This is a genomic window from Micromonospora sp. SD12 (assembly GCF_052068495.1).
Classification (GTDB): domain Bacteria; phylum Actinomycetota; class Actinomycetes; order Mycobacteriales; family Micromonosporaceae; genus Micromonospora; species Micromonospora echinofusca.
Genome location: NZ_JBQHDF010000011.1, coordinates 141,825 through 160,278 on the forward strand (window position 1 = coordinate 141,825; position 18,454 = coordinate 160,278).

The window sequence follows — 18,454 nt, forward strand, 5'->3', positions numbered from 1 at the left end:
CGAGCGTCTCATCCCGCGCCCTTGAGCGGCGCGCCACGCGAGCGCATGAACGGCACCGGGTCGATGGCGCCGCGGCTGCTCCGGTCCTCGTCCTCGTGCACCTCGAAGTGCAGGTGTGGGCCGGAGGAGTTGCCGCTGCTGCCGACCTCACCGATGACCGTACCGGCCTCGACGAGTTGGCCGACCTTGACCCGGGGCTTGCTGACCATGTGGCAGTAGCGGGTGATGAACCCACCGGCGTGCAGGACGTCGACGAACCAGCCGCAGCCGCCCTTGTTCGGCCAGCCGTCGACGTTGCAGGTGCGCCGGCCGCTCTTGTCCGGGTCGCACTGGGAGATCAGGACGCGTCCGGTGGCCGCTACCCGGATATCGGTGCCCTTCGGCGCGGCGATGTCGACCCCGTTGTGCCCAGGGCGGCTCGCAGTGCGGAAGCCCGAGCCGACGCCGCCGGGGATGGGAGCCGTCCAGCCCGAGGCGGCGATCTGCCCGGTGGCGGCGCGATCGCAGACCTTCCTACCGTCGATCAACGCGATCCGGGCAGCTCCGCCGGCCAGCGCGTTGACGATTTGGGCGGCCACGTCCTCGTGTTTGGCGTACGCGTCCGGGAAGGCGCTGATCTGCACGGCCTGCGCGGCCCGGGTGAGCGGCATCGTCTCCCAGCCGGGCACCTTGACCAGCTTCTCGTAGAACTTCCGGGCGGCGTACTCGGGTGTCATCCGCTGCGCCACGGTGCCCCAGCCGGCTCGCTGCTGAAAGAGACCGACCGAGTCGTGGTCGGCACCGACCCCCTCGTTGGGGAGGTCCTCGGACTCGCCGACGGTCCGGTTCGCCAGATTGCGCAGCCGGGACTCCTGCATGGCGGTCGCCACGGCGATCACCCATCCGCGCGGCGGCACCTTCATCTCCTGCCCGACCTTGATGATCCGAGCGGCGTTACGAAGCTGGACCTGACCGTACCCGGACATCCGGGGGATCTTGCCGCGGACCTCGACCCGGTAGTTCTCCTTGCAGTCCATGCTCACCGGGGCCATGTCCGTGGACTCGCCGCCCAGTTCCGTGAGGAAGAAGGCCCCCGCACCGCCGGTGCAGCAGAGCAGGGCGAGCGTCGCCGTCAACGCGGCGGCTAGTGCGCCGAGTCGGAGCTGTCGACCGCGCGGTCGCGTCCCATCGCTCATTTCTGCTCCCAGTCCACGGCATCCACCAGCCACCGCCCGTCGGGCGCCACCAGTTCGAGGCGGAGCCGACCCGTGTCGAGCGGAACCAGCACCTCGACGAAGTTCTCGGACCGGGGCTGGAGAGTGACGTCGCCGTCGACCTGACCGGTCGGCACCCCGGACGGGTCGACGCCGGCCAGCTTGTCGGTCAGCACCGGGGTGGAGAGGGGACGGAGGCCCTTCTGCCACTGCTCCGCCGTGGTGCCCGGCTTGCCGAGCCAGGCGGCGACGAAGCGTTCGGCGGTCTGCTCCGGTGTCAGTTCGCCGGGACGGGTGACCGGGGACGGCGGAGCGCCCGTCGAGAACGCGCCGTCATCACCGGCAGTGGGGGCGACCGTGGTGATCGGTCGGTCGGGACGGTTGCTGAGCCCGGAGGTGGGATCGCCCGGCCCGGACACGAGTCGCGCCGCGCCGATGATCCCGAACACGAGTACGGCGATGCCGACCGCGATGCCGAGCCGGGACCGGAGTACCCGGGTGACCAGGAATTCGACCGCCCGCCGCATCGCACTCACCGCGCCTCGGAGCGGATCCGCGGGGTGGGTCGGTCAGGCGCGCGCTCGGCGGAGCCGGGACGGTAGATGGCGAACGAGGGGTTCTCGTCCGGCACGTCCGGCTCGGTCCAGGCGGCCGGCTGCCGCCGCCGGGGCCGGGGCGCGACCGGGCGAGAGGTGCCCCGGTCCTCGGTCGGCGTCGGCTCCTCGGTGGCCTGCTCGCGGCCGTCGGGCCGCTGCCGCTCCTCTGCGCCACGGGTGGCGGGGCCACCACGGGTGGCGGCGTGCGCCGGATCCTCCAGCCGTGCCTCGGGCCGGAGGGTGCGCTGCTCCGCCACCACGATCCGACGCCGGCCCGTCGTCGGCTCGGCCGTCCCGCCGGGCTCCGCGACGTCGAGCCGGGCGGCGGTGCGCATGTCCCGGAAGAAGCGCCGGTGCCACGAGCCGGCCGAGCTGACCGCCTCGCTGCTGTCCTTGCCCCCGAGCTGGGTGATCCGGCGGTAGGGACGCAGCAGCAGCCAGCCGACCACGCCGCATAGCCAGACCAGCACCACCTGGAGCCAGCCGGGCAGGGTCGGCGTGCTCATGATGAGGTCGACCGCGAAGAGATAGATGGCGGCGCCGGTGCCGAAGATGGCGATGTTGAAGACGGCGGCGACCACCGCGTTCGCCAACCGTCGCAACCCGGCGCTGGCCGGGCGCATCAGGCCCACCGTCCCGAGGATCGGCGCGGCGATCACCGCCCACCGGAAGATCAGGAAGCCCAGCAGCACCAGCAGCGAGGCGGTCAGGTCGAACATCGCGAAGAGAACCGCGGCCAGTACGGCGATGAATCCGGCACCCACCCGATCCATGTCCCGAACGCCCTGGAGGTACTCGTACGCCTCCGGGTCCTCGGTCTCGATCTGCTGCGCCACCCGCGCCCACTGCTGCTGCTTCGCCTTGATGGTGGCAGGTCGCGTGGCCGGGTTCGACCGGAGCTTCGCCGCCTCCTCCCAGGAGAGCGACTTCGCGTCGTATAGCGCCGGTCCGTACTTCTTCGCGGTCTCGCTGTCTGCTGAGCCGAGCACGCCTCGCAGCCAGTTGCGGTAGAGCATCGCCTCGGTGGCCGTGTCACTGGCCCGCACGGCCGGCGGACGCTTGTCGACGCAGGCGTCTGGATTAGGCAGTGTGCATTTATCTGGTGGCGTGTCCTTGGTGGCGGGACCGACCGCGTCGTGGACCACGCCCAGGGTGGTGACGAGGGTGCCGTCGGCGATGTTGGCCGACTTGACCGGCCAGGCGGCCAGGGCGGTCACCGCCACCATCACCAGCAGGGCCCAGCCCGCCGTGGTCATCGCGTTGCTCATGTCCGACTGACGGGAGCGCCAGAGCAGGTACAGGCCGACCACGCAGAGAGTGACGATGCCGAAGACGCTGAACACCTTCTGGTAGACGGCCTTGGTCGCCTGGTCCACCAGAGGGTCGGCCCAGCCCCACATCGAGCGCGGGTCCCAGGCACGTTCCCGCAGCGCGTTCGAAGCGCCCACGATCGCTGTGGCGATCATGAACTCGCCGTTGGCCACCGTGTTGGTGAACTTGTAGTCGGGGTGCAGCACCGCGGTCGCGCAGCCGCTGTCGACGTCGTACGTCGAGTAGCTGTATCCCGCGTAGCCGTAGTCGCTGTAGAAGCCCTTCGGACCCGACTGCTTGGCCGACTCCGGGCGGGACGCGAACCAGCCGGCGAGCCCGGAGTCGGGGGCTCCGGGAGTGGGGGCGTTCCGGCACTTGACCTCGGAATCGGCGACCTCTTTGAGCTTGTCGACGCAGGCGCGGAAGTCGGCCTGCCACTCCGGGGTGGTGCAGAGGTCGGCGTTCGCCTGGGCCGTCAGCGGTGCGGGGGCGGCCGCAGCGGCACCGACGGCCGGCCAGCCGATGGTCGCCCCGGCGAGTACGCCGAGCGCGAGCAGGAACGCCGCCAACCGTGCCCGGGCCCGCGCCATGTCACGCCTCCATGTTCGGCAGGATGGCCGGCAGCACTCCGGCCGCCGCGGCGATCGCGGCGGGGGTGGTGTCGAGGTGATCCAGCAGCCCGTCGACGTACGAGACGTCGACGCGGACCTTCTGCACGCGGCCGTCGACGTCCCGCATGACGAATTCCCGGAAGCCGAGCCGGGTCGCGCTGGTGGCGTCGGCGGTGGAGAGGGAGGCCAGGGTGGCCTCGTAGCCGTCGTTGACGGGCACCCGCAGCAGGCGGAGCGCTTCGGAGGCGATCTCCGCGTCCTCGGCGATCCGGCCGACGAAGACGGTCGAGACCAGGTTCTGCACGTCGAGGCCGAGGATGTCGCGTGGGTTCTGCGAGGCGACCAGCGCGGCGAGGTTCCACTTGCGGGAGTCGCGTGCGAGCCGGACCAGGAACGACCGCCCGGAACGCCATCCCTCCATGAAGTGCGCCTCGTCCAGGCCGACCAGCTTCCGCGACGACATCGAGCCGCCGTAGCAGCGGCGCACGGCCAGCCGGTGCGCGGTGTGCAGCATGGGCAGGGCCAGCGACTCCTCGGCGGACCAGTATTCCCGCTCGATCTTGAGGTCGGGCAGTCGCAGCCCGGCCATGGTGATCACGGTGAGGGCGGCGTCCGCGCCGAGCAGTCCCTCCGGCGGCCGGCCGAAGAAGAGCATGGCCAGCGGCATCTCGGCGGTGTCCAGCAGCAGGTTGGCCAGTTCCTTGCCGGCGTCGTCGTCGAGCTGACTGAGGCAGGCGACCACGTCGTCCAGGGTGGAGGTCTCCTCCGCCGGCACCTGGCGTACGGCGTGCCGGAAGAGGGTGGCGGTGGATGCCTCCCGGGCGACCTGCGGGGGCACCAGCATCATGCAGATGTCCTGCACCAGCATCCGCCGTTCGGCGCGGGCGTTGGAGACCGCGATCTCGAACTCCCGGTCGCCGGCGGCCCCGGTGCCGAACTCGCTGCGCAGCGGCGTCGGGATGAGCGAGTACGGGGCCAGGGTGCCGTGCTCGGAGCCGGTCAGGTTCAGCACCCGCGCGTACGGCCGCAGCTCCGGCATGGCGCAGAGGCGGGCGAGCGGGCCGGACGGGTCGAGCAGCGTCACCTGCACCCCGCGTCGGGCCGCGAGGTAGCCGAGTGCGCCGAGCAGGGTCGACTTGCCGCCGCCCGGTTCGGCGACGAAGACGGCGAGCCCGGAGCGTTCGCGTACTTCCATCGGGAAGTGCAGGTCGAGGAAGACCGGCCGGCGGCAGGTGCCGGCGGTGCGTCCGATGAGGTCGCCGCGCCGGTCGCCCACGGTGCTGGCGGCCTGGGGGAGCGCGGCGGCGAGCAGGTTGACCGGCATCCGCCGGACGTAGCCGGTGTTGGCGATCGGCTCGCCGGGGATGAACTCGCGGGCCAGCCAGTCCTGGTTCTTCGGATGTTGCAGCGAGATCCGCAGCTCGCGCGAGTAGAGCTGGATGAGCCGGCGGGCCCGCTCCAGGCACTCCTCGCGGTTGCGGCCGCCGACGGCGATCCGGTGCCAGCCGTGCGCGCGGGCGGAGTCGACCGGCAGGCCGGTGGTCATCTCGTCGCCGATCACCAGGGCCCGCTTGGCCAGCCGCTCCAGCTCGGGCGGGGCGTCGATGCCGTGCTCGGCGTAGTCGAGCTGCTGGGAGCGGATCATCCGCAGCCGGTGTTCGAGGTTACGGAAGGAGTCGCCGGAGCCGAGGATGTCGACGCGGGTGGAGAGCTCCATCGGCCACGGCAGCCGCTCGTGGAAGTGCAGCCAGGGTTCGTGTCGCTCGGGGATCTCCAGCGGCTCCATCCGGCCGACCGCCAGCACGGCGACGTGCCGTTCCTCGCCGGTCATCCGGTTGACCAGCTTGACGGTCGAGCCGTACGGGGTGCGGTAGCGCTCGACCTGCTCGGTGAGGGCGAGCAGGTCGCCACGTTCCCACCGGCCGTCGGTGAGCGGGGAGAGTTCCCCGGGCGGCGCCATGCACAGCGCCACCGAGCGGTAGAGCAGCCACTCCAACTCCTGGGCGGTGACGCGCCGGCCGCGCATGCCGAACGCGCCGAGCACCTCGTCGAACTGCTCGACGGTGCGGCCGAGCTTGCGGCGCTCGCCCTCGGCGACGCCCCGGCCGAAGGTGCGCAGCAGCCGTTCGGTGAGCGAGTCGCCGAGGGAGCGTCGGGCGAAGGTGACGCCGAGGTAGGTCTGCCCCTCGGCGTGGTTGACCGAGAGCAGGTGCCGCTGCGCGGCCACGAGGTGGTCGCCCCAGCCGGCGGTGCCGGGCACGTCGGGCAGCGGCGCGGGGGTGTGCGCGTCGATGGTGCGGGCCCACTCGTCGGCCGGGAAGGGCCGGGTGGTGCGTCGCAGGTGCAGCCGGAAGCCGGCGAGCCCGGCGTACTGCTCGGAGATCGCCGACAGCAGCGCCTCCCGCTCCGCGTCCGGGCGGAACGCCCAACGCACCTCCGGCAGCCAGTACCAGGCGGTGACGGTGTTGGGGGTGAAGGTGAGGTGGCCGGCGATCTCGGTGATGGCCAGCTCGACCGCCGGGTCCCGGTCGCCGAACTTGATCTTCGGTGCCTTGACCCGGGCGGGCTTGGTGGGCTGGCTGCGCCGGCCGGCGGAGCGCTGCCGGGGCGGCGCTACCTCCCGGCCGGTCCGCTCCGTCGGGCGTTCCCCGTCACGGCGGGACGCTGGCCCGGCCACGGGTTCCGGCGCGGGCGGCTCGACCGGAGCCGCCTCGAGAGGCGCGGGTCGACCGGGCGGCGGTGCCGGCACGGCGGCGGTGGTGTCCTGCGCCGGTGGGCGGAGCGTGGGCAGCCGGTCCCCGGGCTGGTGCGGCACCCGGGACCTGGCCGGCCGGACGGGCTGCTCGTAGGCGGCAGCCGGCCGGTCGACTGGTGGTGCCACCGGGGAGGGCACCGGGTCGGCGGCTTCGCGCGGGTGGGCCACGTCGCTCTGTCGACCCGCGCGCGCCGGCGGGGGAGTCGGGGCCGCCGGGAGCGCCGCCGGCTGCGGCGGGGCCGCGGCGTGCTCGCGTCCGCTGGCCCGCTGCGGGGGCGCCGCCGGGCGGGGCGCGCCGGGGCGCGCCCCGCCGAACAGGTCGAGGAAGGGCGAGTCGATGTCGGCGCCGTCGCCGACGGGTTGCGGCTCGGCCGGCGGCGTCCGGCGCGGCGCCGGACGGGGTGCCTGGAACACGCCCACTCCGCCGTGCCCGGGTGTCGTCACCAGGGCCGGGTCGAGGACGACCTCGTCGACCTCGGGCTCGTCCGGGTAGTCGAACGACCGCGCACGGTTACCGTGCGGGACGGCCGGACGCCCTGCCGGGGAACCCGGCGTGGAACTGCGATTCATGCGACCGCCTCATCCGCGTCGTTCGACTGCCTGGTCGGGGTGCGACCGGTCATGCCAGTTCCTCCCGGATCCTGATCCGACTGCCGACCAGGCGGGGGTCCCGCTGCTCCGCGGCCGGCTCCCGGGTCCGCCGCCAGTCGGTCAGCGCGGTGCGGATCACCATGCGCGCGGGCCGGTCCGGGTCGACGTACCGGAAGATGAACGAGGTGCTCACGATGGCGAGCGCGATCTCCCAGGCGGGGAAGAGCTCCACCTGCAACGTGAACAGCCAGTGGATGAACATGTAGAGGGGAACGAGCAGCATGAACAGCCCGTACTGGGCGTACGGCAGGTGGACGGGAAGGGTGTAGCCGGGCGGCCCGAGGTAGACCAGGCGAGCCCGGTAGATGTCGTCGTCGGTGCGCAGCCGCATCTCGTGCCCGCGCCTATTCGAAGATCAGGTCGATCAGGTAGTCGCCGATGAAGAAGAGTGTGGCGGCTCCGGCGATGAAGGCGAGCCCGACGATCGCGATCGCCGAACTGGTGAGGACCTTGGAGATCTCACCCCGGCTGGCCCGCCCGATGAAGATGACGCCCAGCACGGCCAGCAGGATCGGTGCGATCTTGCTGGCGAAGAATGTGACGACACCCTCGGTGTCGATGCCCTTGGGCGCGGGCTCGGCGAGTGGAGTCGACGCCAGGGTGGAGAGCGTGTGGGCGGCGGCGGACGTCGCCGTCTCCATCAGCTCGATGGCGATCACTGGAACCTCCCCAAGTCGCGGCCGGCGGCGCCGCGGTGGTGCAGTAGGCATGCCTGGCGGGAACGGTGCTCCCTGTGCGCAGCGTCGGCGACCCTGCGTTCGTTACCCACCACGGAGGGTGGTGAGCTTTGGGCGGATTTTCCCGCTTCGGCCCTCCCTCCAGGCTTCGCCATCTCGATGCCGGGCAATTCCAAAGCGTACGGGCACCCACTGTTTGCGACAAGCCGCGAAGAGTCTGCCCGATCCGGCCCGGACGACCGATCGTACACCTGTTCGAATGCGCATGTCACCGCCCTCGACCCGGCCGATCCGGGGAGGTCCGCGCGACCGGTACCGTCTAGCCGTGACCGATCTGGTACGGGCCTCGGCCCCGGTGGTGATGGGCGTCCTCAACGTCACGCCCGACTCCTTCTCCGACGGCGGACGGTACGCCGACCTCGATGCCGCCGTCGGACACGGCGTGCGGTTGCGGGCCGAGGGCGCCCACCTGGTGGACGTCGGCGGCGAGTCCACCCGGCCCGGTTCCGACCGCGTCGACGCGGCGACCGAGACGGCCCGGGTCGTCCCCGTGATCCGGGAGCTGACCGCCGCCGGCGTGCCGGTCAGCATCGACACCACCCGCGCGCGGGTCGCCGAGGCGGCCCTCGCCGCCGGTGCGGCCGTGGTCAACGACGTCTCCGGCGGCCTCGCCGACCCCGACATGGCCCGCGTGGTGCGCGACGCCGGCTGCCCCTGGGTGCTGATGCACTGGCGGGGCCACTCCCGCCAGATGGGGGAGCTGGCCCGCTACGGCGACGTCGTCGCCGACGTGCGCGCCGAGCTGCGCCACCGCGTCGACGAGGCGTTGCGCGCGGGGGTCGGCGCCGACCGCATCGTCATCGACCCGGGCCTCGGCTTCGCCAAGACGGCCGCGCACAACTGGGAGCTGAGCAGGCACCTGTCCGACCTGCTGGACCTGGGCTTCCCGCTGCTTTTCGCGTCCAGCCGCAAGTCGTACCTGGGGCGGCTGCTGGCCGGCCCCGACGGCACCCCGCGCCCCACGGACGACCGCGACGTGGCCACCGTCGCCACCAGCCTGCTCGCGGTTGCCGCGGGCGCCTGGGGCGTACGCGTGCACGACGTCCGGGCCACCGTGGACGCCCTCGCCGTCTGGCAGGCCACGGGCGCGCCCCGCCTGGCGTCCGCGTCCACCGGCGGGGTCCCGGCGGCCCACGCCGGCGCCGGACGGGACCGTACCGCCGACCACGGAGGAGACCGATGACCGACCGGATCCAGCTGACCGGCCTGCGGGCGCACGGCCGGCACGGGGTGTACGACTTCGAACGCGAGCAGGGGCAGGACTTCGTCGTCGACGCCGTGCTGGAGATGGACCTCGCCCCGGCGGCCCGCTCCGACGAGGTGGGCGACACCGTCCACTACGGCGAACTGGCCGAACGGCTGGTCGCGGTGGTGACCGGCGAGCCGGTCAACCTGATCGAGACGCTCGCCGACCGGCTGCTGACCGTGTGCCTGGCCGACCCCCGCGTCGAGGTCGCCACGGTCACCGTACACAAGCCGGAGGCGCCCGTGCCGCACGCCTTCACCGACGTGGCCGTCACGATGACGCGGCGGCGGGACCGGTGACCCGCGCCGTCCTCTCCCTGGGCAGCAACCTCGGCGACCGGCTGGCCCACCTGCGCTCCGCCGTCGCGACGTTCGGCGACAGCGTGCTGCTGGTCTCCGGCGTCTACGAGACTCCACCGTGGGGGGACGCGGACCAGCCCGCGTACCTCAACGCGGTGCTGCTCGCCGAGGACCCGGCCGCGGGCCCGTACGACTGGCTGGAGCGGGCCCGGGCGGCGGAGCGCGCCGCCGGGCGGACCCGCGACCCGCAGCGGCGCTTCGGGCCGCGCACCCTGGACGTCGACGTCGTCGCGGTGTGGCGCGACGGCGACGAGCCCGTGCTCAGCGACGACCCCGAGCTGACCCTGCCGCACCCCCGGGCCCACCTGCGGGCCTTCGTGCTGCGGCCGTGGATCGACCTCCAGCCCTACGGGCGGCTGCCCGGGCACGGTTGGCTGACCGACCTGCTCAACAACGGTCCCGCCGCCGACGACGCGCTGGATCTGCGCCCCCGGCCGGATCTGGCGATAGAGTCGACGGCATGACCCAGTGGAGCCGGCCGGCATGACGCAGGCGCAGTCCCCAGGACCCGGCGGGACGGGGCCCGAGCGGTCCCGGATGGGCCCCACCCGGGCCTCCACCCTGCTCGTGGCCGGCCTCGGCGCCGCCGCGCTGGCCTGGCTGCTGATCAGCACCCTCTACTACGACTACCTGCCGGAGCTGCCCTGGCTGCCCGTGGTCACGCTCGCCGCACTGGCCGTGCTGGAGGCGTACGCCGCGGCCAACACCCGGGCGCGCATCGAGCGCCGGCCGGGCCGCGACCCGGTCAATCCGCTGCTGGTGGCCCGGTTCGTGGTGCTGGCCAAGGCGTCGGCGTTGGCCGGCGCGATCTTCGCCGGCTTCTACGCCGGGCTGACCGGCTGGCTCTTCGTGGAGCGCACCGACGCCGCGGTGGGCGACCGGCCGGTGGCCGGCGCCGGCCTGCTCGCCGCCCTGGCGCTGGTGGCGGCGGCGCTCTGGTTGGAGCGCTCCTGCCGGGTTCCGGAGCAGGAGGACGACGAGGACCGCGAGCCCGGCAACCGGGAGGGCCGCCCCGGTCCGCGCTGATCGCGGGGGGTTACGCCCGGCCTTCCACGCGGGTACGGTGCCTGCGACCGGAGAGCAACGCCGCCCCGGTCCGCCCGTGCGTCGGACCTGGCTGGACGGGCGGCCATGTGGGAGGCGGCGTCATGCGGTACGACGAACCGGGGCGGGAGCCGTCCCCCGAGCCCTCGTCCGGCATCCCCGCCTCGGTCCTGGAGAACGTCTTCGACGACCCCGCGCACGGCGAGCCCGGGCGCGACCGGTTCGCCGTGCACGTCGTCTGGGAACTGCTGCTCCTGGCCGGGCTGGGCGTCCTCGCGTACCTGCTCTGGGCGGAGGAACCGGCCGCGCTGCGCGGCGACGGGCTGCGTTCCCTGCTCCTCGACGCGGTCGTGCTCGGGTTGCTGGCGCTGGCCGCCGGGCTGACCCTGCGTACGGCGGCGGTGAACCTGGCCGTCGGGCCCGTGGCGGTCGCCGCCGCGCTGCACGTGGCCGAGCAGGGCGACCGGGGCGTCAATGCCGCCGTCGGCCCGGCCCTGCTGGTCGCCGCGCTGGGCGGCCTCGCCCTGGGGCTGGTCGTGGTGGTGCTGCACGTTCCCGGCTGGGCCGCGTCCCTCGCCGGGGCGGGCGGGGTGATCGTCTACATCCAGCAGCGCTCCGCGTCGGTGCTGCCGCAGGGCGACTACGACCCGGAGCGCGGTGCCCTGCACCTCTTCGTCGGGTTCGCGGCCGTCGCGGTGCTCGGCGGCCTGTTCGGGTCGGTGCGGGCCGTCCGCCGGATGGTCGGCCGGTTCCGCCCGGTCGTGGACCCGGCCCGCCGCCGGGGCGCGGTGGCGGCGGTCGTCACCACCGGCGCGTTCGTCGGCTCCACGGTGCTGGCCGCGCTGGCCGGCATGCTCGTCGCCAGCCGGGACATCGCCCCGGTCGCGCCGAACCCCGGGCTCGACTGGACGGTGCTCGCGGTCGGCCTGGCGCTGCTCGCCGGCACCAGCGCCTTCGGCCGGCGCGGCGGCGTATTCGGCACGCTGCTGGCGGTCTGCCTGGTCACGGTCCTCCTGGCGTACGCGCGGGCCCGCGGCTGGACGGTCAGCCGGTGGGCGGTCGGCGCCGCGGCGCTCGGCGTCGGGCTGCTGGTCACCCGGCTGGTGGAGGCGTACGGGCGGCCGGCGGTCGGCGCCGCGGCGGAACCGGTCCCCGCCGGTGACGCCCGGATCGGCTCGGGCTGGACGGCGTCCCCGGCCGACCCGGTCGGCGACTGGCCGCCCGCCGTGCCGAGGCGGCCCTCCGAGAGCCCCGTGGACCCCTGGAGCGACCCGGGCTGGGAGAACGGCCCACGCCGGTGGGACGCCGGCGAGCGGTGAGCCGGCACCGCGTCCACCGGGCCGGAAGTGATCTCGCCGGTTAGGCTCGGCGGCATGACCGACACACCATCGACCTCCGCCGGCCCGTCGTTCGAGGAACTCGACGCGTTGTCCACTGAGGAGCTGCGCGAGCGGGCGTTCGCGGTCGCCCGGGAGCGCCGCGACGTGCGCTTCTTCTGGTCCGTGCTGCGGCACCTGCCGAACGCGGACGAGGCCGCCGCCCTCGACGGCGCACCCAACTCCGTGGGGCCGACGATCGACGAGGCCGCGGCGCTGTGGCGGGAGCTGACCGGGCACGGCTACGAGGAGTCGGCGCCGCTGCTGCGGGCCGCGTTCATCGACTACCTGATGAAGCACCCGCGACGGTGACGGCGACCGACGGCCCCGGGCAGGTTTGCCTCCCACGGTCCGCCGGGAACTGACCCGATCATGGCGCTCACCAACCCGCCCCGGACCGGCGGTCGCTACGGGACGGCGGCGGGCACGGGCGCGCTCGCGGCACTCCTGCTGGTCGCGGTCTGCGGCAGCCCGGCGTACGTCGGCTGGGCCGCCGGCACCGACCCGAACTCCGCCGGCGGCTGGTACCTGCAACTGCTCTCCTGGCCGGCGTGGCGCTTCGACGGCGACGGGGCGACCGGCGGCCTGCTCGTGGCGAACCTGCGGGCCGTCCTGCTGGTCATCCTCGCGGCGCTCTTCCTCTACCTGCTGCCCACCTCGCAGGTGGCCCGGGTGCAGGGGTCGGGGACGCAGTTCTTCTCCGGCTGGGCCGCGTACGTCCTGGCCAGCGGCTTCGCCTCGCTGATCGCCGCCTTCCTCGGCCCGGAACCGGCCCTGCTCACGGCGATCCAGGCGGGCGGCGCCGGCGCGACTTACGGCTTCCTCTCGGGCTGGATCATCGGTACGGCCAGCCTCGGCGGCCGCGCCTGACCGGCCGCCGCCCACCCGCACGGGCCCGCACTCCTCAAGCGCCTGGCCCGGCTGCCCTCACCCCTCGCGGTCGCCCAGTTCGAGCAGCCGCGCCCGGCTGAGTACGCCGACCGGCCGCCCCCCGTCGGTCACCACGATGCGTTCCGCGGCCGAGCTCAGCAGCGTTCCCAGCGCGTCGTACGCCGAGCCGCCGAGCGGCATCGTCGGCAGCCCGGCCACCCCGGTCTGGGGCAGCGGCTCGACGGTGTCGCCGGTGACCGGGGTGACGGCCAGCCGGCGGATGCCCCGGTCGGCGCCCACGAACTCCCGTACGAAGGGTGTGGCGGGGGCGCCGAGCACGGCGGCGGGGGTGTCGTACTGCTCCAGCCGCCCGCCCTCGGAGAGCACCGCGATCCGGTCGCCCAACCGGACCGCTTCGTCCAGGTCGTGGGTGACCAGCACGATGGTCTTGCGCACCTCGGCCTGCAACCGGAGGAACTCCTCCTGCAACCGGGTCCGCGCGATCGGGTCGACGGCCGAGAACGGCTCGTCCATCAGCAGCACCACCGGGTCGGCGGCCAGCGCCCGGGCCACCCCGACCCGCTGCCGCTGCCCGCCGGAGAGCTCGTGCGGGTAGCGGCGGCCGAACGTGGCCGGGTCGAGCCCGACGAGTTCCAGCAGCTCGTCGACGCGGCGGCGGCTGCGCTCGCGGGGCCAGCCGAGCAGCCGGGGCACGGTGGCGACGTTGGCGCTGACCGTCTGGTGCGGAAAGAGCCCGACGTTCTGGATCACGTAGCCGATCCGGCGGCGCAGCCGGACCGGGTCGACCCGGGTGACGTCCTCGCCGCCGAGCAGGATCCGGCCGCCGGTCGGCTCGATGAGGCGGTTGACCATCCGGAGCACCGTGGACTTGCCGCAGCCCGACGGTCCGATCAGCACCGCCAGCTCGCCGGCTCTGATGTCCAGGCTCAGCTCGCGTACGGCCTCGGTGCCGCCGGGGTAACGCTTGCGGATGCCCTCCAGCACGATCGACGCCGCGCGCGGTTCGGCGGGGGCGGTGCCCTCCGGGGTAACGTCCACACATGTCCTTCCGCCTGAGCTACCGGGCCGACCCGGGTAACCCGTGGTTCTCCTGGCAGTACGTGCGGGACAACTCTGACACGATCCTCGCCGCCGTGCGTGAGCACGCCTCGCTGACCGCTCGCGCGGTGCTGATCGCCGCCCTGATCGCGCTGCCGCTGGCGGTGGCCGCGTACTGGTACCGCTCGCTGGCCGGGCCGGTCCTGGCACTCACCGGGGTGCTCTACACGGTGCCGTCGCTGGCGCTCTTCGCGTTCATCGCCCCCTACCTGGGCATCGGCGCGGCGACCGCGCTCAGCGTGGTGGTCCTCTACGCGCTGCTGGTGATCGTCCGCAACGCCGTCGCCGGGCTCAACCAGGTGCCCCCCGAGGTCCGCGAGGCCGCCGAGGGGATGGGGTACGGCCGCTGGGGCCGGCTGTTTCGGGTCGAGCTGCCGCTGGCCCTGCCGGGCATCCTCACCGGGCTGCGGCTGGCCACCGTCTCCACGGTGGCCCTGGTGACCGTGGGCGTGGTGATCGGGCGCGGCGGTCTCGGGCAGCTCATCTTCGCCGGCTTCCAGAACAACTTCTACAAGGCGCAGATCATGACGGGGACGCTGCTCTGCGTCCTGCTCGCCCTGGTGCTCGACCTGATCCTGGCGGGTGCGGGTCGGCTGCTGACCCCCTGGCTGAAGCGGGCCCGGTGAGCGCGAGGAACGCAGCGCAGCGGAGTCCCGCAGTCGCGAATGACGGAAGGCGGGTCCGGTGAACCCGGTCGAGGCGGCGTTGGTCTGGCTCAACGATCCGCTCAACTGGACGAACCCGGGCGGCATCCTGGACCGGCTCGGCGAGCACCTGTCGATGTCGGCGGCGGCGGTGGCCCTCGGCTGCCTGGTCGCCTGGCCGATCGGGCTCTGGCTCGGGCACACCGGCCGGGGCGGCGGCCTGGTGGTGCTGGTGTCCAACGTGTCGCTGGCCGTGCCCACGCTCGCCCTGCTCACCATCCTGCCGCTGACCTTCCTCGGCTTCGGCCGGCCGTCGGTGGTGGTCGCGCTGGCCGTGTTCGCGGTGCCGCCGCTGCTGGCCAACGCGTACACGGGCGTGCGGCAGGCCGATCCGGAGGCCCGGGACGCGGCGCGCGGGATGGGCTTCTCCGGCTGGCAGTTGCTGCGCCGGGTCGAGCTGCCGCTGGCGGTGCCCTACCTGGCGGCCGGGTTCCGCACGGCGGCGGTGCAGGTGGTGGCGACCGCTGCGCTGGCGTCCTTCGTCAACGGCGGCGGCCTGGGCCAGATCATCCGGGCGGGCTTCGGGCTGGACATCGCGGCCGGCGGCGGACAGATCATCGCCGGCGGCGTGCTGGTGGCCGGGCTCGCCCTGCTGCTGGAACTGCTACTGGCCCTGGTCGAGCGGCTGGTCACGCCGCGCCCGCTGCGGGCGGACCGCCGTCGGGCGCGCCGCCGGGCGGCGCAGGCGGTGGCCGGCGGCTGAGCTTCTCCGCCCACCCCGACGCCGAGCCCGAGTGGGCGCGCGAGGGCGAATCCGGTTCACCTCCGGTGACGATCCGGTGACGAACTACGCCTCGGGTTGTCGGTCCCGCGTGGAAGATGTTGGGGTGGGAAACCGGGCGGTCGCACAGCGGCCGCCCGTGGCAGACAGCGGGCGGCCGGACGAGATCGCCCGTCGGACACGCGGCCGGCCCGGCAGGGCCGCGCCGGGACACGGAAGGCGGGCACTGGATGCGCGCACGTACACGCCTGGCCGTCGGTGCGGTGGGAGCCCTCGCCGCGGCGGGGATGCTGACCGGCTGCGGCGACGCCGGCTCCTCCGGCACGGACGCCCCCGAGCAGGCGGCCTCCGGCGCCGGCTGCGCGCCGGTGGCCGGTGACCAGCTCGTCGTGCTCGACGACGACAAGAAGCTCCAGAACACCGACAACGTCATCCCGGCGGTCAACGCCGACGCGGCCAACCCGCAGTTGCTCGCGGCGCTGGACAAGGTCTCGGCCGCGCTCGACACGCCGAAGCTGATCCAGCTCAACAAGGCCGTCGACGTCGACCGCAAGACGGCGCAGAAGGCGGCCGAGGAGTTCGCGGCGGCCAACGGCGTCACCACGGGCATCGCCAAGGGGCCCGGCGGTCAGATCGTGATCGGTGCGGCCAACTTCACCGAGAACCAGATCCTGGCCGAGCTCTACAAGATCGCCCTGACCGCCGCCGGCTACGACGCCAAGGTGCAGCAGATCGGCAACCGCGAGCTCTACGAGCCGGCCCTGGAGAAGGGCGAGATCCAGGTCGTCCCCGAGTACGCGGCGACCATGGCCGAGTTCCTCAACACCAAGGCCAACGGCAAGGACGCCCCGCCGGTGTCCTCGCCGGAGCTGGAGAAGACCGTCGCGGCGCTCAAGGCGGCCGGCGACAAGGCCGGCCTCGTCTTCGGCACGCCGGCCGCGGCCCAGGACCAGAACGCCTTCGCCGTGACCAAGTCGTTCGCCGACAAGTACGGCGTCCGCACCCTCTCCGAGCTGGCCGCCAAGTGCTCGGGCCAGGCCACGGTGCTGGCCGGCCCGCCGGAGTGCCCGCAGCGGCCGAAGTGCCAGGCGGGGCTCGTCCAGGTCTACGACTTCAAGGCCGGCTCGTTCAGCTCGCTGGACCAGGGCGGCCCGCAGACCAAGAACGCGCTGAAGACGGGGGCCGCGAGCGTGGGCCTGGTGTTCTCCTCGGACGGCGCACTGGCCGTCGGCTGATTCCGGCCCGGCCACCGGCGGCGCCACGCCGCCGGTGGCCGGCGTGGCGTTCGGCGGTGAAGATGCCGGATGCCCCGTTCACCCTTTCCGGGGCGGCACGACCCTCGGTAGGCTGCGGACCCATGCCAGCCCCGGTCGCCCCCGCCGACAAGCGCAGCCCGTCGCTGCTCACCATCCTCTTCTGGGTCGGTGTCGCCCTTGCGCCGGTGGCGGCGTTGATCCTGCTCGTCGCCGACGGCAACGGTCCGCTGCGGTTCGCCGCCGTGCTCGCCATCATGTCCGTCGTCCTGATCGGCCTGTCGATCGCGCTGCGCGCCGACGGCGCGGGCCCGGCCCGGACCGAGGAGTTGCTCGACGAGATCGAGCAGCTCCGCCGTGAGCTGCGCGGGGAGATCGTGGCCGCCGCCCAGCGCGGCAACCAGGCGCTCGACGACGCCCAGCGGGCCCAGGAGGAGGTCGCCGCGCTGCGCCGGCGGCTGGACGTCAGCAGCGCCGCGCTGGCCGGCGTCGCCGCCCCGACCGGCGCAGGCCGCGCCCGGGCGGTCGACGACGCGGGCGCCGGCCGGGCGCGGGCAACTGTCGACGACGCGGGCTTCGGCCGGGGGCGGGTGCCGGACCAGGACGACGTGGCGCCCCGTCGGGGACGCGCCGACCGGGACGACGAGGAACCCGCCCGCAGGCCGCAGCCCGCTCCGCGCGCCGAGCGTTCCGCGCCGGCCGGCGGCTACGGCACCGAGCGGGCGGCCGCCGCCCCGGCTGGCGGGTACGGCCAGGAGACCCCGACGCCCACCGGCGGGTACGCGGACCGGCCGGCGGCCGGCGGCACGGCCGGGGTGTACGGGGCGACCCGGCCGGCGGAGCCGGGCAGCCAGCCAGGGGCCCGCCCGCTCGGCGTGGTGCGGCACACCGAGACCGTGCACGTCACCACCCGGCACACCATCGTCGACGGCTCCGCGTCCGTGCCCCCCGACCGGGGCGCCGGGTACGCGGGGCGCTGGTCGCCGGGGCCGGAGGAGCGGCCGTGGCCGGGCGAGCAGGACGATCGTTCCTGGGCCGGTCACGGGCACGCCGAGGGCGACGACCGGTCCCGCCGCGGCGACCGGCCGCGCCGGGACGACGACGGCCTGCGGCCGGGCCCCGGATCCGTCCCGGACGACCGGAGCCGGCCGGATCAGCCCGGCGGCGGGGAGTGGTCGGCCCAGGGCGACGACCGGGACTGGTCCGCCGCACCCGGTGCACGGGAGCGGTCCGCCGGCCGTGCCGACCGGGAGCGGCCGGGTCGGCACGACGGGCGCGGGCAGCAGTGGGACGCGCCGGCATCCGCCGGACCGGGCTGGGGAGCGCCGGCCGGACCGCCCGGGCGCGGCCGGGCGTACCCGCCCGACGAGGCGGGCGGGGAGCAGTGGTCGCAACTGAGCGCCGGGGACCGGTGGGCCGCCGTGCGGGACGACGAGCGGGGTCGGGAACTGCGGGTCGGGGAGCGGCGCGCCGAGGTGCACGCCGACGCCAGCGGCACCGAGTACCGGGTCGCGGACCGCTGGGCGGCGGTCCGCCGGGACGAGCCGCGCCGGGGGCCGGAGCGGGGCGACGACGGATGGCGCGGCGGCTGGTCGGAGACGGACGACGCCCCCGCCCTGCCGGCCGGCGGGGTGCCGGTGCCCGACGAGTGGCGCCCGCCCCGCCAGCGGGCACACCAGCCCGAGGCGCGGCACGACGCCCGCCAGCCCGAGGCGTACCGCCCCCGCCGGGCGGAGCCCGAGCCGGAGCGGTACGGCCGGCGGCTGGAGGAGCACTACGGCTATCCGCCGCAGGACGACGAGCCCCGTGGGGGCGGTGCCCGCCCCACCGACCGCTGGCGCTGACTCGTCCTCGACATCGGGCGGGGAAGGCATGCCCGGCCGGCCCGCCCGCGTCCCCGGGGCGGTG

At 74.4% G+C, this 18,454-nt stretch carries 18 protein-coding genes; 11 read left to right on the forward strand and 7 right to left on the reverse strand.

From position 1 onward, the window contains the following. Positions 1–8 precede the first annotated feature (8 nt). From ACTMS2_RS20965 to ACTMS2_RS20990, 6 genes are read right to left on the reverse strand one after another with little or no spacing between them, the layout of a single operon-like run. Positions 9–1,175 carry a M23 family metallopeptidase gene (locus ACTMS2_RS20965; RefSeq protein ID WP_441176914.1) on the reverse strand — a complete coding sequence of 389 codons (1,167 nt, stop codon included), beginning with the start codon at positions 1,173–1,175 and terminating at the stop codon, positions 9–11. Then, positions 1,172–1,729: a hypothetical protein gene (locus ACTMS2_RS20970; protein WP_441176915.1), complete on the reverse strand. Its 558-nt coding sequence runs from the start codon at positions 1,727–1,729 to the stop codon at positions 1,172–1,174. Before ACTMS2_RS20970 ends, ACTMS2_RS20965 begins: the two co-directional genes overlap by 4 nt. Then, entirely contained in the window at positions 1,726–3,690 is a 1,965-nt protein-coding gene (locus ACTMS2_RS20975; protein WP_441176916.1) for an MFS transporter, read from the reverse strand. Before ACTMS2_RS20975 ends, ACTMS2_RS20970 begins: the two co-directional genes overlap by 4 nt. Before the next feature lies 1 nt (position 3,691). Further along, positions 3,692–7,036: an ATP-binding protein gene (locus tag ACTMS2_RS20980; RefSeq protein WP_441176917.1), complete on the reverse strand. Its 3,345-nt coding sequence runs from the start codon at positions 7,034–7,036 to the stop codon at positions 3,692–3,694. A 49-nt stretch (positions 7,037–7,085) separates the two neighbouring features. Continuing rightward, positions 7,086–7,448 carry a hypothetical protein gene (locus ACTMS2_RS20985; protein ID WP_089003089.1) on the reverse strand — a complete coding sequence of 121 codons (363 nt, stop codon included), beginning with the start codon at positions 7,446–7,448 and terminating at the stop codon, positions 7,086–7,088. A gap of 13 nt (positions 7,449–7,461) precedes the next feature. Beyond that, positions 7,462–7,776 (reverse strand): hypothetical protein, encoded by a 315-nt coding sequence (locus tag ACTMS2_RS20990; protein ID WP_089003090.1) that lies wholly within the window; start codon positions 7,774–7,776, stop codon positions 7,462–7,464. 343 nt (positions 7,777–8,119) lie between these two features. Between ACTMS2_RS20990 and folP the strand changes: the two genes are divergently transcribed. The 7 genes from folP (at position 8,120) to ACTMS2_RS21025 (ending at position 12,749) form a co-directional block, all read left to right on the forward strand. Then, the gene (gene folP, locus ACTMS2_RS20995; RefSeq protein ID WP_441176918.1) at positions 8,120–9,037 is read left to right on the forward strand and encodes a dihydropteroate synthase; all 918 of its coding nucleotides are present in this window, start codon (positions 8,120–8,122) and stop codon (positions 9,035–9,037) included. Beyond that, positions 9,034–9,399 carry a dihydroneopterin aldolase gene (gene folB / locus ACTMS2_RS21000; protein ID WP_441176919.1) on the forward strand — a complete coding sequence of 122 codons (366 nt, stop codon included), beginning with the start codon at positions 9,034–9,036 and terminating at the stop codon, positions 9,397–9,399. The genes folP and folB overlap by 4 nt, the downstream gene beginning before the upstream one ends. Next, positions 9,396–9,923 carry a 2-amino-4-hydroxy-6-hydroxymethyldihydropteridine diphosphokinase gene (folK, locus tag ACTMS2_RS21005; RefSeq protein ID WP_441176920.1) on the forward strand — a complete coding sequence of 176 codons (528 nt, stop codon included), beginning with the start codon at positions 9,396–9,398 and terminating at the stop codon, positions 9,921–9,923. The genes folB and folK overlap by 4 nt, the downstream gene beginning before the upstream one ends. A 19-nt stretch (positions 9,924–9,942) precedes the next feature. Next, positions 9,943–10,485, forward strand: coding sequence for a DUF3180 domain-containing protein (locus tag ACTMS2_RS21010; protein ID WP_089003821.1), 543 nt, complete (start codon positions 9,943–9,945; stop codon positions 10,483–10,485). Between the two features lie 122 nt (positions 10,486–10,607). Next, complete coding sequence (locus ACTMS2_RS21015; protein WP_441176921.1) at positions 10,608–11,822, forward strand: ABC transporter permease; 1,215 nt, start codon at positions 10,608–10,610, stop codon at positions 11,820–11,822. Positions 11,823–11,876: 54 nt separating this feature from the next. Continuing rightward, the gene (locus tag ACTMS2_RS21020; protein WP_089003095.1) at positions 11,877–12,191 is read left to right on the forward strand and encodes a hypothetical protein; all 315 of its coding nucleotides are present in this window, start codon (positions 11,877–11,879) and stop codon (positions 12,189–12,191) included. Positions 12,192–12,251: 60 nt separating this feature from the next. Next, positions 12,252–12,749: a hypothetical protein gene (locus tag ACTMS2_RS21025; RefSeq protein ID WP_089003096.1), complete on the forward strand. Its 498-nt coding sequence runs from the start codon at positions 12,252–12,254 to the stop codon at positions 12,747–12,749. Positions 12,750–12,806: 57 nt separating this feature from the next. Here the strand turns inward: ACTMS2_RS21025 and ACTMS2_RS21030 are convergent, their stop codons facing one another. Continuing rightward, the gene (locus ACTMS2_RS21030; protein WP_441176922.1) at positions 12,807–13,808 is read right to left on the reverse strand and encodes an ABC transporter ATP-binding protein; all 1,002 of its coding nucleotides are present in this window, start codon (positions 13,806–13,808) and stop codon (positions 12,807–12,809) included. Between the two features lie 2 nt (positions 13,809–13,810). Here ACTMS2_RS21030 and ACTMS2_RS21035 point away from each other — a divergent pair, with 2 nt between their 5' ends. The 4 genes from ACTMS2_RS21035 (at position 13,811) to ACTMS2_RS21050 (ending at position 18,390) form a co-directional block, all read left to right on the forward strand. Then, positions 13,811–14,494, forward strand: coding sequence for an ABC transporter permease (locus ACTMS2_RS21035; protein WP_441176923.1), 684 nt, complete (start codon positions 13,811–13,813; stop codon positions 14,492–14,494). A 58-nt stretch (positions 14,495–14,552) separates the two neighbouring features. Further along, positions 14,553–15,275 (forward strand): ABC transporter permease, encoded by a 723-nt coding sequence (locus ACTMS2_RS21040; protein WP_441176924.1) that lies wholly within the window; start codon positions 14,553–14,555, stop codon positions 15,273–15,275. Between the two features lie 248 nt (positions 15,276–15,523). Beyond that, a complete protein-coding gene (locus ACTMS2_RS21045; RefSeq protein WP_441176925.1) occupies positions 15,524–16,528 on the forward strand; it encodes a glycine betaine ABC transporter substrate-binding protein in 1,005 nt (334 codons plus the stop codon). Positions 16,529–16,650: 122 nt separating this feature from the next. Beyond that, positions 16,651–18,390, forward strand: coding sequence for a hypothetical protein (locus ACTMS2_RS21050; RefSeq protein ID WP_441176926.1), 1,740 nt, complete (start codon positions 16,651–16,653; stop codon positions 18,388–18,390). Positions 18,391–18,454: the final 64 nt, after the last annotated feature.

Bases quoted from the DNA above. Each gene is read 5' to 3' on its own strand.
- ACTMS2_RS21035 (WP_441176923.1), top strand. From the start codon at position 13,811: ATGTCCTTCCGCCTGAGCTACCGGGCCGACCCGGGTAACCCGTGGTTC.
- ACTMS2_RS20985 (WP_089003089.1), bottom strand. From the start codon at position 7,448: ATGCGGCTGCGCACCGACGACGACATCTACCGGGCTCGCCTGGTCTAC.
- ACTMS2_RS21050 (WP_441176926.1), top strand. From the start codon at position 16,651: ATGCCAGCCCCGGTCGCCCCCGCCGACAAGCGCAGCCCGTCGCTGCTC.
- ACTMS2_RS21025 (WP_089003096.1), top strand. From the start codon at position 12,252: ATGGCGCTCACCAACCCGCCCCGGACCGGCGGTCGCTACGGGACGGCG.
- ACTMS2_RS20975 (WP_441176916.1), bottom strand. From the start codon at position 3,690: ATGGCGCGGGCCCGGGCACGGTTGGCGGCGTTCCTGCTCGCGCTCGGC.
- ACTMS2_RS20965 (WP_441176914.1), bottom strand. From the start codon at position 1,175: ATGAGCGATGGGACGCGACCGCGCGGTCGACAGCTCCGACTCGGCGCA.
- ACTMS2_RS21010 (WP_089003821.1), top strand. From the start codon at position 9,943: ATGACGCAGGCGCAGTCCCCAGGACCCGGCGGGACGGGGCCCGAGCGG.
- ACTMS2_RS21045 (WP_441176925.1), top strand. From the start codon at position 15,524: ATGCGCGCACGTACACGCCTGGCCGTCGGTGCGGTGGGAGCCCTCGCC.
- ACTMS2_RS21015 (WP_441176921.1), top strand. From the start codon at position 10,608: ATGCGGTACGACGAACCGGGGCGGGAGCCGTCCCCCGAGCCCTCGTCC.
- ACTMS2_RS21020 (WP_089003095.1), top strand. From the start codon at position 11,877: ATGACCGACACACCATCGACCTCCGCCGGCCCGTCGTTCGAGGAACTC.
- ACTMS2_RS20980 (WP_441176917.1), bottom strand. From the start codon at position 7,036: ATGAATCGCAGTTCCACGCCGGGTTCCCCGGCAGGGCGTCCGGCCGTC.
- folB (WP_441176919.1), top strand. From the start codon at position 9,034: ATGACCGACCGGATCCAGCTGACCGGCCTGCGGGCGCACGGCCGGCAC.